This window comes from Corynebacterium gottingense (assembly GCF_003693265.1).
Taxonomy (GTDB): Bacteria; Actinomycetota; Actinomycetes; order Mycobacteriales; family Mycobacteriaceae; genus Corynebacterium; species Corynebacterium gottingense.
In genome coordinates this window covers 24,465-37,720 of the sequence record NZ_RDRE01000002.1, presented here as the reverse complement: position 1 = coordinate 37,720, position 13,256 = coordinate 24,465, and the positions used below count along the sequence as shown (strand labels likewise).

General features: G+C 70.2%; 12 protein-coding genes. 8 read left to right on the top strand and 4 right to left on the bottom strand.

The window, feature by feature from the left end:
- Positions 1-7 precede the first annotated feature (7 nt).
- The 3 genes from selA (at position 8) to EAW56_RS01770 (ending at position 4,272) form a co-directional block, all read left to right on the top strand.
- Positions 8-1,303, top strand: a complete 1,296-nt coding sequence (gene selA / locus EAW56_RS01780; protein WP_208636474.1) for an L-seryl-tRNA(Sec) selenium transferase — start codon at positions 8-10, stop codon at positions 1,301-1,303.
- Positions 1,300-3,078 carry a selenocysteine-specific translation elongation factor gene (gene selB, locus EAW56_RS01775; RefSeq protein WP_244213315.1) on the top strand — a complete coding sequence of 593 codons (1,779 nt, stop codon included), beginning with the start codon at positions 1,300-1,302 and terminating at the stop codon, positions 3,076-3,078. Before selA ends, selB begins: the two co-directional genes overlap by 4 nt.
- Before the next feature lie 117 nt (positions 3,079-3,195).
- Positions 3,196-4,272, top strand: a complete 1,077-nt coding sequence (locus tag EAW56_RS01770; RefSeq protein WP_147453239.1) for an HNH endonuclease signature motif containing protein — start codon at positions 3,196-3,198, stop codon at positions 4,270-4,272.
- A gap of 11 nt (positions 4,273-4,283) precedes the next feature.
- Here the strand turns inward: EAW56_RS01770 and EAW56_RS01765 are convergent, their stop codons facing one another.
- Together EAW56_RS01765 and EAW56_RS01760 are read right to left on the bottom strand one after the other, a co-directional pair.
- On the bottom strand, positions 4,284-5,474 hold the full coding sequence (locus tag EAW56_RS01765) for a hypothetical protein (RefSeq protein ID WP_095553152.1): 1,191 nt from the start codon (positions 5,472-5,474) through the stop codon (positions 4,284-4,286).
- 60 nt (positions 5,475-5,534) lie between these two features.
- The gene (locus tag EAW56_RS01760) at positions 5,535-6,479 is read right to left on the bottom strand and encodes a DUF808 domain-containing protein (RefSeq protein WP_122084802.1); all 945 of its coding nucleotides are present in this window, start codon (positions 6,477-6,479) and stop codon (positions 5,535-5,537) included.
- A 219-nt stretch (positions 6,480-6,698) separates the two neighbouring features.
- Between EAW56_RS01760 and EAW56_RS01755 the strand changes: the two genes are divergently transcribed.
- The 4 genes from EAW56_RS01755 to EAW56_RS01740 are packed head-to-tail and all read left to right on the top strand — an operon-like array spanning position 6,699 to position 9,874.
- Positions 6,699-7,322, top strand: a complete 624-nt coding sequence (locus EAW56_RS01755) for an ECF transporter S component (RefSeq protein WP_095535184.1) — start codon at positions 6,699-6,701, stop codon at positions 7,320-7,322.
- Entirely contained in the window at positions 7,323-8,648 is a 1,326-nt protein-coding gene (locus EAW56_RS01750) for an ABC transporter ATP-binding protein (protein WP_122084800.1), read from the top strand.
- Positions 8,645-9,406, top strand: a complete 762-nt coding sequence (locus tag EAW56_RS01745; protein ID WP_095553150.1) for an energy-coupling factor transporter transmembrane component T family protein — start codon at positions 8,645-8,647, stop codon at positions 9,404-9,406. The genes EAW56_RS01750 and EAW56_RS01745 overlap by 4 nt, the downstream gene beginning before the upstream one ends.
- Complete coding sequence (locus tag EAW56_RS01740) at positions 9,407-9,874, top strand: nucleoside/nucleotide kinase family protein (protein ID WP_095537014.1); 468 nt, start codon at positions 9,407-9,409, stop codon at positions 9,872-9,874. It abuts the gene before it with no gap.
- Here the strand turns inward: EAW56_RS01740 and EAW56_RS01735 are convergent.
- Positions 9,871-10,407 (bottom strand): ribonuclease FAU-1 family protein, encoded by a 537-nt coding sequence (locus EAW56_RS01735; RefSeq protein ID WP_095553149.1) that lies wholly within the window; start codon positions 10,405-10,407, stop codon positions 9,871-9,873. The genes EAW56_RS01740 and EAW56_RS01735 overlap by 4 nt on opposite strands.
- A gap of 5 nt (positions 10,408-10,412) precedes the next feature.
- Positions 10,413-11,099 carry an Rv1157c family protein gene (locus tag EAW56_RS01730; RefSeq protein ID WP_095553148.1) on the bottom strand — a complete coding sequence of 229 codons (687 nt, stop codon included), beginning with the start codon at positions 11,097-11,099 and terminating at the stop codon, positions 10,413-10,415.
- 239 nt (positions 11,100-11,338) lie between these two features.
- On the opposite strand from EAW56_RS01730, the gene typA reads away from it, so the two are divergent.
- Positions 11,339-13,255, top strand: a complete 1,917-nt coding sequence (gene typA / locus EAW56_RS01725) for a translational GTPase TypA (protein WP_095275818.1) — start codon at positions 11,339-11,341, stop codon at positions 13,253-13,255.
- Position 13,256: the final 1 nt, after the last annotated feature.

The window sequence follows — 13,256 nt, the reverse complement described above, 5'->3', positions numbered from 1 at the left end:
CACGAGCTTGACCGACCCGCGCCGCCACATCCCCCGCACCGACGCGCTGCTGGCGTTGGCGCAGGACACGCCGCTTGCTGCGCACGCGCTCAAGGCCCTCGCGCGCACTACGCAGGACGCTTGTCGACGCCACCTTATCCCACCCCACGCCGCCGAGTCCTACTTCCTCGCACTGGTTGCCAAGGGTGTCGCCTCTATGACGCCGGTGCTCAACGCGACGGGCGTGGTGGTGCACACCAACGTGGGGCGCGCGGCACTCGCGCCGGAGGCCGTCGACGCCCTCGTCGACGCCGCGGGCTACGTGGACGTGGAGATGGACCTCGCGACCGGCCGCAGGTCGCGCAACCGCGGGGCGGGCGCGCGCGACGCGCTGCTCGCGGCGTGCCCGGCGGCGGAGGATGCGCTGGTGGTCAACAACGGCGCGGGCGCGCTCCTGCTAGCTAACGCGGCGCTGGCGGAGCACGGCCGCGTGCTCATCTCGCGGGGCGAGCTCATCGAGATCGGGGCGGGGTTCCGCCTGCCGGAGCTCATCGAGTCGGCCCGCGTCGAGCTCGTCGAGGTGGGCGCAACGAATCGGACGCACCCGCACGACTACGAGCGCGCCGCCGCGGGCGCGAGCGCCATCCTGAAGGTGCACCCGTCCAACTACCGAGTCCACGGCTTCACCGCCGAGGCGGGCGTGGCCCAGCTGCGCGGCATCGCCGACGCGCACGAGCTTTCCCTCATCGTGGACACGGGCTCCGGGCTGCTGCGCCCGGACCCGGCGCTTCCCGACGAGCCCGACGCCACCACCGCGCTGCGCGCCGGCGCCGACATCGTCCTCTTCTCCGGCGACAAGCTGCTCGGCGGGCCGCAGGCGGGCGTGATCCTGGGGCGCAAGGACGCCGTCGAGCGGCTGCGGCGGCACCCGCTGGCGCGCGCGGTGCGCGTGGACAAGCTGCGCCTCGCCGCGCTCGAAGCGACCGTCCGGCTGCGGAACACACCCACCTCAGCGGCGCTGCACGCCGACCCCGACAAGCTGCGCACCCGCGCCGACGCGCTCGCCGCGGCGCTGCAGGAGCGCGGCACGGAGGCGTGCGTCGTGCCGCACGACGGCCGCGTCGGCGGCGGGGGAGCGCCCGGCGTGCCGCTCGCCGGCTGGGCGGTGGCGGTTGACCAGTCGCTCGCCGAGCCACTCCGCCTCCAGCGCCCCGCTGTCCTCGGCCGCGTCCACGACGGCGCGCTGCTGCTCGACCTGCGCTGCATCCCACCCGCGCGGGACGCCGAGCTCGCCCGCGCCGTCGCCGAAGCGGGGCAGCCATGACGCCCCCGACGTACGTCATGGCAACCGCGGGCCACGTCGACCACGGCAAGTCCACCCTGGTCAAGGCGCTCACCGGGATGGAGCCGGACCGCTGGGAAGAGGAGAAGCAGCGCGGGCTCACCATCGACCTCGGCTTCGTCTGGGCACGCCTGCCGCAGGGAGCCGGCGACCCCGTCGACGTGGCCTTCGTCGACGTGCCTGGCCACGAGCGCTTCATTGCTAACATGCTCGCCGGCGTCGGCCCCGCGCCCGCCGTCCTCTTCGTCGTCGCGGCCGACGAGGGGTGGATGGCGCAGTCCACCGACCACGCCGCCGCCATCGACGCGTTCGGCATCACCGACGCAGTCATCGCGATGACCAGGGCCGATCGCGCCGGCCGCGCGCGCCGAGACGAGGTGCGCGCCGAGATCGCGCGCCACGTCGCCGGCACCACGCTGGAGGGCGCGCCGGTCGTCGAGGTCTCCGCATACACGGGTGAGGGGATGGTGGAGTTGGGGCGCGTGTGCGTCGATAAGCTGCGAAATGCGCCGCGCCCCGACCCGGACGCGCGCGTGCGACTGTGGGTCGACCGCGCATTCACCATCAAGGGGGCGGGCACCGTGGTCACCGGCACGCTCACAGCGGGCACGATCCGCCCCGGCGACACGCTGCGGCTCGGCGCGCGGGACGTGCAGGTGCGCGGCATCCAGTCCGAGGACACGCCGATCGGCGCGGCTGTCCCCGCGATGCGCGTCGCGCTCAACCTGCGCGGGGTCAGCGCCGAGGACCTCGGTCGCGGCGACGCGCTGTGCACCCCGGGCGCGTGGGAGCAGACCTCGCTTATCGACGCCCACATCACCACCGGTCAACCCGCCACCAACCTCCCGCACGAACTGGTCGCGCACGTAGGCACCGCGCAGGTCCAGGCGAAGGTGCGGCCGTTCGGCGCCGACTACGTGCGGCTGGTGCTCGACCGGCCGCTGCCCCTGACGCTCGGCGACGCGCTCGTGCTCCGCGGCCCCGGCGCCCAGCACATCCTGGCGGGCGTGCGCGTGGTCGACGCGGACCCGCCGGAGCTGCGGCGCCGCGGCGACGGCAGACGCCGCTCCGAGCAGCTGCCGGCGCTGCCGTCGTTGGATGCGGAGATCGCGCGGCGCGTGGCGGTCACGCCCGCGCACCTGGTTCGGCTCGGCTTTGACGTGCCGGCGGCGCCGCCGGCGGGCACGGTGGCGTTCGCCGGGTACTGGGTCCGCGCGAGCCAGGTGATGGTGTGGAAGCGCGAGCTGGCGGCGGCGGTGGCGGAGCACGAGCGCGACAACCCGCTCTCCGCGGGCCTCTCGGCCGGCGCGGCGTCCGACCTGCTTGGGCTGCCCGACCCGAAGCTGCTCGCGCTGGCGGCCGCGGCGGCCAAGCTCACGCTCGCCGGCGGGGTGGTGGCCAGCGGCGCGCAGCGGGACCTGGGGCCAGGCGTGGCCCGCCTGGAGGAGCACCTGCGCGCCCAGCCGTTCCGCGCGCCGGAGGCGGCGGACCTCGCGCGCTGGAACGTGGGCGAGAAGGAGTTGGCGGCGGCGGAGCGCGCGGGCCGCATCGTGCGCCTCGGCGACGGCGTCGTGCTGCTCGCCTCGGCCCCCGCCCGCGCCGCGGAGCTGTTGCGCGACCTCGACTCGCCCTTCACCGCCTCGCAGGCGCGCCGCGTGTGGGACACGACCCGCCGCGTGGCGATTCCGCTGCTCGAGCTTCTCGACGCCCACGGCATCACCCGCCGCCTCGACGGCAACCTCCGCGCGCTGCGTTGAAAATCCCGAACTCTATTAGACGTTGAAAACACCCCGCCGGTTCCCTGCTCGGCCGAAAGTGGAATCCTTCTCACAAACCATTGAACCCGCAGGTCAAGCAGGTTTATGCTGTGTGGCATGACGCTTCTCGACGACCTGATCACCCTCGACAACCGCGGTATCGACCTTGTTGCCGCGGCCGCGTCGTCAAGCGCCGACACGCTGATCTCCCGCGGCATGGACCCCGACCGCGCCGCCCAACTGACCACCGCCGCCGAGGTCTTCTTCGCCCCGGTGCGCAACCGCCGGGCGCAGACCGCCTGCGTCGACGCCGCACGCGACCGCGGCCACCGGATAGACACCCTCGCTTTTATCGCCCGCTCGTCTCGCAGCCTGACCAAGGATGCGGATCGCTGGAAATACCGCCGCGCCCTGTGCGAGACCGACGGCGATTTGCGCACCATCATGCGCGAGGCGAAGAAACTCAAAAAGAAACTCGCCCCACCTACTCCGCGGGCGCCGAAAGCAAGCATCACCTACCACGACAAGGGACTGTCCACCCTGCACGTGACGGGGCGCACCAGCGACGTGCTCGCCGCCTACCACGCAGCACGCCCCGACCCGGCAGCCTGGCTGACCGGTGATGCCACCACCCGTGCTGCCGCACCTGCGGTCACCACGGTGCTTAACATGGACATCGGCGAGTTCGCCGCCTGGCGCACCCACCCCGACAACGCCGCCGAGATCCAGGTGCAGCTGACCAACGGCGAGTGGCTTGACGGTGCCGAGTTGGTCAACCGGAAGCTCGACAAGGCGGGCTATATCGCGTTGATCTCGCCGACTGACGGGCCGGTCAACCTGTATGCGACCACCCTTGCCGGTGATGACCCTGCCAACCCGAGGCGGGCTACCCGGGAGCTGCGGCTGTTGATGAGTGCGGACGGGCCGACGTGCGCCTGGGCGGATTGCCACCAGCCGGCGGATGTCTCCGAGGCGCACCATCTCACTGAGTGGGCGAGCGGAGGTGGGACGGAGATTGGGAACCTGTGTTGGTTGTGCACGTATCATAATCGGCAAAACGGCAGGCCCTCCCGCGGCCGGATGCACCGGCACCGCGGGCGCGTCACCTGGCAGAGCCCGAGTGGGTATCGAATACCCGGCGGGGTCGACCACGCCGACCCCGACAGACGCGAACAACGCCTCGCCCACATCTGACACACGCCCGCCTAGTCGGCCGGCGTGACTCCGTCGCGCTCTGCTATGAAATGCTGCAGCGTGCGGTCGGGGGCGCGGTGGTGCCCCTCGGCCTCGAGGCCCGACGCCGCCTGCGCGCGTTGCCGGCGGCGCAGCTGCACCTTCTCCACTTCGGTGAGATAGTCGCCCGCGCCGCTCCACGAGTGCTGGGGCGCGAACCCCGCGAGGCGCGCGCTGTGCAGGTCCGCGAACGATTCGGTTGGCGTGGGGTCCGGTTCCGGTGCTGGCGCTGGTGCTGGTTCCGGGTCCGGGTCGGGGGCGGGAGTGTCGTCGACGATGCCGAAAATCTCCGTCGGCGCGGCCATCTCGGCCGGACGGTCGCCGCCGGTGAGCGAGACGTAGCGCGCCGTGTGCAGTGGCTTGACCTCCTCGTCGGGGTCGGTCGCGTAGTCGTGTTCCACGGTGACAGCCCACGATCCGTCGGGGAAGTCGACCACGGACCAGGGGCGGCGCGGGCGCGTGTCGGGGACGCTCAGCGCGGGGACGAGTACGGGCCCTTCGCCCGGTGAAGCGACGTCGAGGGCGGCCATGGCGTCGATAAGCACTGCCCTGGCGTAGACCTCTGGGGCGCCGAGGGCCGTGGCTTCTTCGACGAACTCGACGAGGTCGAGCGCGTCGTCGCCGGTGAAGCCGCCGAGCACGCGGCCGTCGTAGACCGCGACGACGGTGTCGGCGATGCGGTGCAGGGCCACGAGCCACTGGCCGGGGGAGAGCATCTCCAGCTCCTCGGCGGAGAACTCGCCCGCGGCGGTGTCGATGACCATCATGTCGCCGGGCGGGAGGACCCACGCGCCGGCCGGGGTGTCGTTGCGTGGCACGGCGAGCTGGGTGGGAGGCAGGATCACGGCCACGTCGAACTGGCCGGTGGCGGCGTTGAACCGCAGCTCTGCGGTCGTGCCCGGGCGGAGCAGCGACTTGTGCACGCGTTCGATGTCGGGGAAGCGGGCGCGGTCCTCGGCGGGGACGGTGCCGATCACCGCGCCGTTGTAGCGGACGCGCCACGACCCGGTCAGCGGGTTCGCCTCGAGGTCGACGTCGATGTACGAGGTGGCGCGGTTGGCTTCGAAGTCGGTGAAGAGCGCGGCCTGCACCACGTGGGTGAGCCGGATCTCTTCGCCCGCGCCCCAGATAGCGGGGGAGAGGGGGTAGCGCTGGAGTCCCACGGCCTTGGCCTCCTTCGGCTTGTGTCGTTCGTTGCCGTTTACTTTAGGCGCTCCGACACACTACGCGGCCTGGTGCCCCGCTTCCTTGTCGCGAGACGGCAGCACCTTCTTCACGCCGGAGACAATGGCCAGCACGATGAGACCCACGATGAGGCCGGTGACCAGGGAGATGCCGGTGTCGACGAGCCAGCCGAGCGCGCCGCCGCCGACGGCCTCGACGCCGCGCTCGATGAGGTCGTGCGGCCAGTGCCAGCCGAAGACCTCGTGGAAGCCGCGGATGATCAGGTGTCCGCCGACCCACAGCATGGCGACGGTGCCGATGATGCCGATTGCGGCGAGCACGTACGGCATGCCCTTGACCAGCGCGCGGCCGAGTCCTGGCGTGCGGCCGCGTTCGATCATGCCGCGGCCGATGTCGTCGACTTTCACCAGCAGCGCAACGGCGCCGTAGACCAGCACGGTGAGGAAGATGCCCACCGCGATGAGGACGGCAGCTTCCATCCAGATGGGCTGGTCGGCGACCTCATCGAGCGAGATGATCATGATCTCGGCGCTGAGGATGAGGTCTGTCGTAATGGCGGACTTCACCAGCGAGTCTTCGTCCGCAGCCGACTTGTTCGCGGCGCGCTCCTGCTCGGCCTTGTCGTCGGCGGTGAGCTTGTGCACGATCTTTTCGGCACCCTCGAAGCAGAGGTAGGTGCCGCCGACCATGAGCAGCGGCACGAGCGCCCACGGCGCGACCGCGTTGAGCAGCAGCGCGATCGGCAGGATGATGAGCAGCTTGTTGCGCAGCGAGCCCTTGGTGATCTTCCAGATCATTGGCAGCTCGCGCGCGGGCGTGACGCCGGAGACGTACTGCGGGGTCACGGCGGCGTCGTCGATGATGACGCCGACCGCCTTGCTCGAGGTTTTCGCGGTCATCGCGGCCACGTCGTCTGTTGATGCCGCGGCGGTGCGTGCGATCAGCGCGACGTCGTCAAGCAGCGCGAGGAGTCCACCAGCCATATTCTTACCTTTCTGTTGACAGCGCTCCAAGCTTATCGACGATCACCTGCCCCCGCCGACTCCGCACGAATCGGGCGGTTCCGGCGGCCCCGTTGCGCTCGGGTACGCTAATGATGCACTACACGGGAGCTGGGCGCGCGCCTGGCTGAGATTCCGCGATACGCGGTAAACCGTCGAACCTGATCCGGGTAATACCGGCGATAAGGAAGGAAGATTCGCATGACTGCGGCACCGAAATCCAACTCCTGGCGCGTGATCGACATTGTCACCGCCGCCGTCCTCGGCGTGGCCTGCGGCCTGCTGTTCGTGTTGTGGAACGGCGTGGGTTACGCGGGCTACAAGGCTATCGACGCCGTCACCCCCGGCCTCGGCGGCCTGTTCACTGGCATCTGGCTGATCGGCGGCGTGCTGGGCGGGCTTATCATCCGCAAGCCGGGCGCGGCCGTGTTCGTGGAGGTGCTCGCGGCGTCGGTCTCCGCGCTGCTGGGCAGCCAGTGGGCGATCGAGACCGTGTACTCCGGCCTGGCCCAGGGCCTCGGCGCGGAGCTCATCTTCCTCATCTTTATGTACAAGCGCTTCTCGCTGGACGTCGCGGTGCTCTCCGGCATCGGTGCGGGCGTGGGCGCGTTCGTGCTCGAGCTGTTCACCTCCGGGAACCTGGCGATGAGCCTGAGCTACAACCTGATCTACCTCGTGTGCACGGCCATCTCCGGCGCGGTGCTCGCGGGCCTGCTCGGCTTCGTCCTGGTCAAGGCGCTGGCGAAGACCGGCGCGCTGGACCGCTTCGGCGCGGGCCGTGAACGGCTGCGCGCACAGGCAGGCACGCCGAACCCGGGCCGCTAGATGCCCGCGATCCTGGCCGAGGGCCTGAGCTACCAGTACGCCACCCGCGCCGAGCCCGCGTTTACCGGCGTGGACCTGCGCGTCGAGCGCGGTGAGCGCGTCATCCTCACCGGCGATTCCGGCTCCGGGAAGTCCACGCTGCTTGCCGTGCTCGCCGGTCTGGCGGGCGGCGACGACGAGGACGGCCACAGCACCGGCACGCTCAGCGTCGACGGCACGGTCGGCATGGTGATGCAGGACCCGGAGGCGCAGACCATCCTCACCCGCGTGGGCGACGACGTCGCCTTCGGCGCGGAGAACCTCGGCGTGCCACGCGAGGAGATCTGGCAGCGCGTGCGCGCCTCCCTCGACGCCGTGGGCCTCGACGTGCCGCTGGATCACAACACCGCGCACCTCTCCGGCGGGCAGAAGCAGCGGCTCGCGCTCGCCGGCGTGCTCGCGATGGGGGCGGACATCCTCATCCTCGACGAGCCGACCGCCAACCTGGACCCCGCGGGCCGCGACGAGGTCATCGCGGCGGTGGAGCGCGTGTGCAACGACACCGGCGCCACGCTCATCGTCGTGGAGCACCGCCCGCGTCCGTGGGCCCACCTGGCGACGCGCGCGGTGCGGCTGGGCGCGGAGGGGGTGGATGAGGTGGGCGTCGAGAAGCTGCCCGGCGCCCCGCAGCTGCCGCCTGCGCGCGGTGTGCCGAGCGGAACCCCCGCGGCGCTGACGACGCGCGGTGTGCAAACGCGCGTGGGGCCGCCGCGCGACCTGACCATCCCCGAGGGTGCGTCGACCGTGATCACGGGGCCGAACGGCGCGGGCAAGACGACGCTCGCGCACGTGCTGGCGGGCCTGGACGCGCCGAAGGCGGGCGAGATCGCCTACGCGGAGTCGATCACCCGCGGGCTGACCACGCCCGCGATCCGGTGGAAGTCGGCGCAGCTCGCAGAGCGCATCGGCTTCGTCTTCCAGGAACCGGAGCACCAATTTGTCACCTCGACGGTGCGCGAGGAGATGGCGCTGTCCGGCGCGACGCAGGAACGCATCGACGAACTGCTGCGGAGGCTGCGCCTTTCGCACCTCGTCGGCGCGAACCCGTTCACCCTCTCGGGTGGGGAGAAGCGCCGGCTGTCGGTCGCGACCGCGCTGGTCAACGCGCCGAGCCTCGTGCTTTTCGACGAGCCCACGTTCGGCCAAGACGACCGCACCTTCACCGAGCTGGCGCGCCTAATCCGCGAGCTCACCGAGGTGGGTGTGACGGTGGTGTCGATTACGCACGACGAGGTGTTCATCGACTCGCTCGGCGACCACATCATCCGGTTGGAGACTGCATCGTGAACCTGCTCGAGGGGATGAACCCGGTCACACGCATCCTGGGCCTTGCGCTGCTGACAACGCCGCTGTTGGTGAGCATCGACTGGGTCTCCGCGACCGTCGCCATCGTGGCGACGCTCCTGCTCGCGCCGCTGTGCGGGGTGGGCTACGGCAGGTTCGTGCGCCGCGCCTGGCCGCTTCTGTTGCTGGCGCCGCTCGCCGGCATCCCGATGGCGCTGTACGGCCAGTCGGGCGGCGAGGTCTACCTGGACTACGGGCTAATCCAGGTCTCGGAGCTGTCGGTGTCGCTGGCGTGGGCGATTACGTTGCGCGTGCTGGCGGTGGCGCTGCCGGTGGTGGTGCTCTCCGCCGACGTGGATCCGACGGATCTTGGCGACGGGCTTGCCCAGGTGCTGCGCCTGCCGGCGCGGTTTGTGCTGGGGTCGGTCGCCGCGCTGCGCATGCTCACGCTGCTGCGCGAGGACGTGGAGGCGATGCGACGCGCGCGGCGCTCGCGCGGGATCGCGGACATGAACCGGGTTCGCTACGCGTTTTCGCTGGCCTTTGGCCTGCTGGTCATGTCGCTGCGCCGCGCCGGCAAGCTCGCCACCGCCATGGAGGCGCGTGCGTTTGGGCGGTCGGGGACGCGCACGTGGGCTCGAGAGTCGAAGATGCACGCGCGCGACTGGGTGGTGCTGGCGGTGTGCGTGGCGCTCGCCGCCGTCGCGCTCGGCGCGGCTTGGGCGACGGGGGAGTTTCGCCCGGTGTGGGCGGTGGGCTAAGTGCCGTACACGCTGCTTATCGACGGCCCCTCCGGCGCCGGAAAGACCTCGCTGGCCAACCAGATTGGCGCCGCGCTCGGCATCCGCGTGGTGCACCTGGACGACTTTTATCCCGGCTGGTCGGGTCTCGCGGAGGGGGCGGCGATGGTGGCCCGCGACGTGCTCGACCCGGTCGCACCCGGGTACTGGCGGTGGGACTGGGAGCGCGACAGGCGAGGGGAGTGGGTGCCCCTCGACCCGCGCGCGGATGTGATTGTGGAGGGGGTGGGGGCGGTCACGTGGGCGTCGATAGGCAAGGCCCGGGCGCGAGGGAACGTGGATACGCTGCGGGTGAGCGCCGACGATAGCTTGCGCAAGCGGCGGGCGCTTGCACGCGACCCGTACTACGCCGAGTATTGGGACATGTGGGCCGCGCAGGAGGCGCAGCTCGCCTGCGTTCCGGTGGACGTGGAGGTGCGGCGCGTTTAGCCGGCCGGGGTGAGCTCGACCTCGTCGGCCCAGGTGAGCTCGATGCCGAGGGCGCGGAGCCACTCCATCGCGTCGTCGTCGTGGCGAGTGATGCCCTCGACCGCGCGAAGGGTGACGTCGATCGCCTTTTCGGCTTCTTCGGCGGTGATGAGGCCGGCGGAGCAGGCGGCGGCGAGCTCGTCGATGTCAAGCACATCGATCGGGTTGCCGGTCAGCGACACAAGGTCGACGTAGAGGTCGCGGGTGCGCCAGACGTCGCCGTCAACGTCAATGTCCGCGACGTCGAAGTAGAAGTCCTGCTCCTTTTCCGCGCCCTCGCGGAAGTGGAAGATGTTGGCGCGCAGACCAAGCTCGGGCAGCAGCCAGCTCTCCAGGTAGCCGAAGCGGGGGTGGTTCGCGCCGCGGGCCATGTAGAGGCCGAAGTCCGTCACCTTGTACGTGTCCACCTCGCGGAGGAAGCCCTTCGGGTCGGTGTTGGTGTTCGACGTGGTGTCGAAGCTTTCCTGCTTCACGGGGTGAAGGTCGGCGCTCATGGTTACTACCTCACGTGGAAACTAGCTGCGGTCGGGGCGAACTTGCAGACGTTGTCGGCGGTGCGGGCACTGCCGTCAATGACTGCCAGGACGCGGCCGGCGCCTGTCGCGGCGGTGCCGGACAAGGTGGTCGGTCCTGTCGGGTTTATCCCGTGGTTGCCCAACGGCGTTACACCGGTGCGGAAATTGTCGAGGTTGATCCAATACGCATTCATGAGGCCCTGGTCCTGCGCTGCCGCCGGCGTGCCGAGCGCCGTGAAGACGAATGTGGCCTCGCCCGCGGCGGCGCCAGGCTGGGGGCTCGTGGCGGGGCCGGGGACCACGAGCGCGGAAGCAGTGGAGTGCATACCAGGGCCGATGCAGTTGGAGGAGACGGTCGGCCAGGCGAACTGCGTGAACGCGGGCGCGTCCTGCGGCAGCTCGGGGCCGCCGAGCTCGTCCTGCCCGGCGTAGAAGGCGAGGGCGGTGCGCAGCAGGTTTGCCGCGTCAGCGGGGACGAACGGCTGGCTGGCAAACGCCTCGACGCGCGCAATGGTCTCGTCGTTCGGGCGGCCCAGCGTGTCGAGCGGGTTGGAGGACGTCGTGGAGCCGACGGTGACGGGCCCCGCGGAGGGAGCGGCGTGCGCGGCCGGGGCGACGGCGAGCGTGGCGGCGGCAAGTGCGCTAGCAGCGGCGATGGCGGTGGTTCGCACGGCGGTGACGTCTTCCTTCGGGGTCTCGGGGCTGGGGGCTCGACGCGGGGTCTGGCGCGCACGAACGCGCGCAACACACCCGCACCTTGCGCAACTACAGCAACAGTAGTCACTTTTGTCACACTGTCAAGGTGGGGTGGAGGGGCGTCGATAAGCGAAATGCTCCAAACGTGCGAGTTGGGCGCGGCAGGGGTAAGGTTTAAGCGTTCTACCGCCTATGTATAAGGAGCACCGGATCAGTGTCGCATCCTGAATTTCGTAACGTCGCCATCGTCGCCCACGTTGACCACGGCAAGACCACCCTGGTGAACGGCATGCTGGAGCAGTCCGGTGTGTTCGGCGACCACGGCGAGCACGGCGACCGTGTGATGGACTCCGGCGAGCTTGAATCCGAGCGTGGCATCACCATCCTGGCCAAGAACACGGCGATTCGCCGTAAGGGCAAGGGCAAGGACGGCCGCGACCTGGTCATCAACGTTATCGACACCCCGGGCCACGCCGACTTCGGCGGCGAGGTCGAGCGCGGCCTGTCCATGGTGGACGGCGTGGTGCTGCTTATCGACGCCTCCGAGGGCCCCCTCCCGCAGACCCGCTTCGTCCTTGGCAAGGCCCTCGAGGCCAAGAAGCCGGTGATCATCTGCGTGAACAAGACCGACCGCCCGGACGCGCGTATCGACGAAGTCGTGGAGGAAGCACAGGACCTTCTCCTCGAGCTCGGCGCGTCCCTGGAAGACCCGGAGGCCGCAGAGGCCGCCGAGAACCTGCTCGAGCTGCCGGTGCTCTACGCCTCCGGCCGCGAGGGCCGCGCGTCGCTGGAGAACCCGGGCAACGGCAATGTCCCGGAGAATGAGGACCTCCAGCCGCTCTTCGACGTCATTTACGACACCCTGCCGGAGCCGTCCGCCGAGATCGACGCGCCGCTGCAGGCCCAGGTGACCAACCTGGACTCCTCCTCCTTCCTCGGCCGTATCGCGCTGATCCGCGTGTACAAGGGCACCGTGAAGAAGGGCGACACCGTCGCGTGGGTGCACTACGACGCCGAGGGCGAGCAGCACGTGAAGAACGTGAAGATCGCCGAGCTGCTGGTCACCGAGGGGCTCGACCGCGTCCCGGCGACCGACGACGTGGTTGCCGGCGACATCGCCGCGGTCTCCGGTATCGACGAGATCATGATCGGCGATACGCTGTGCGACCCGGAGCACGTCGAGCCGCTGCCGCGCATCAAGATCGATGACCCGGCGATCTCCATGACCATCGGCGTGAACACCTCCCCGATGGCCGGCCGTAACGGCGGCGACAAGCTCACCGCGCGTATGGTCAAGGCCCGACTCGACCAGGAGCTCATCGGTAACGTCTCCATTAAGGTGCTGCCGACCGAGCGCCCGGACGCCTGGGAGGTCCAGGGCCGTGGCGAGATGGCGCTGACCGTGCTCATTGAGACGATGCGCCGCGAGGGCTTCGAGCTCACCGTGGGCAAGCCGCAGGTGGTGACCAAGGAGGTCGACGGCAAGACCTACGAGCCGTACGACCACATGATCATTGACGTCCCGTCCGAGCACCAGGGTGCCGTCACCCAGCTCATGGCCAACCGCAAGGGCCAGATGACGACCATGGGCAACGCCGGTTCCGGCGACTGGGTCCGCATGGAGTTCGACGTGCCGTCGCGCGGCCTCATCGGCTTCCGCACCACCTTCCTCACCGAGACCCGCGGCGCTGGCATTGCCAACTCGTACTCCATCGAGCACCGCCAGTGGGCCGGCGAGATCAAGGGCCGCCCGACCGGCTCGCTCGTGGCCGACCGCTCCGGCCAGGTCACCGCGTACGCGCTGCAGAACCTCGCAGACCGTGGCGACTTCTTCGTCGAGCCGGGCGCCGAGGCGTACGAGGGCATGGTCGTCGGCGCGAACAACCGCGACGAGGACATGGACGTCAACATCACCAAGGAAAAGAAGCTGACCAACATGCGCTCCGCCACCGCGGACGCGACCGTCACCCTGGCGAAGGCGCGCACCCTGTCCCTGGACGAGGCCATCGAGTTCTGTGACGACGACGAGTGCGTCGAGGTTGCCCCGGAGGCCATGCGCGTGCGCAAGATCATCCTCGACGCCACCGAGCGCGGCCGCGCTCGTTCCCGCGCGAAGGCAAAGAACAAGTAAG

Bases quoted from the DNA above. Each gene is read 5' to 3' on its own strand.
- EAW56_RS01750 (WP_122084800.1), top strand. From the start codon at position 7,323: ATGCCCGCGATCCTGGCCGAGGGCCTGAGCTACCAGTACGCCACCCGC.
- selB (WP_244213315.1), top strand. From the start codon at position 1,300: ATGACGCCCCCGACGTACGTCATGGCAACCGCGGGCCACGTCGACCAC.
- EAW56_RS01760 (WP_122084802.1), bottom strand. From the start codon at position 6,479: ATGGCTGGTGGACTCCTCGCGCTGCTTGACGACGTCGCGCTGATCGCA.
- EAW56_RS01755 (WP_095535184.1), top strand. From the start codon at position 6,699: ATGACTGCGGCACCGAAATCCAACTCCTGGCGCGTGATCGACATTGTC.
- EAW56_RS01735 (WP_095553149.1), bottom strand. From the start codon at position 10,407: ATGAGCGCCGACCTTCACCCCGTGAAGCAGGAAAGCTTCGACACCACG.
- EAW56_RS01770 (WP_147453239.1), top strand. From the start codon at position 3,196: ATGACGCTTCTCGACGACCTGATCACCCTCGACAACCGCGGTATCGAC.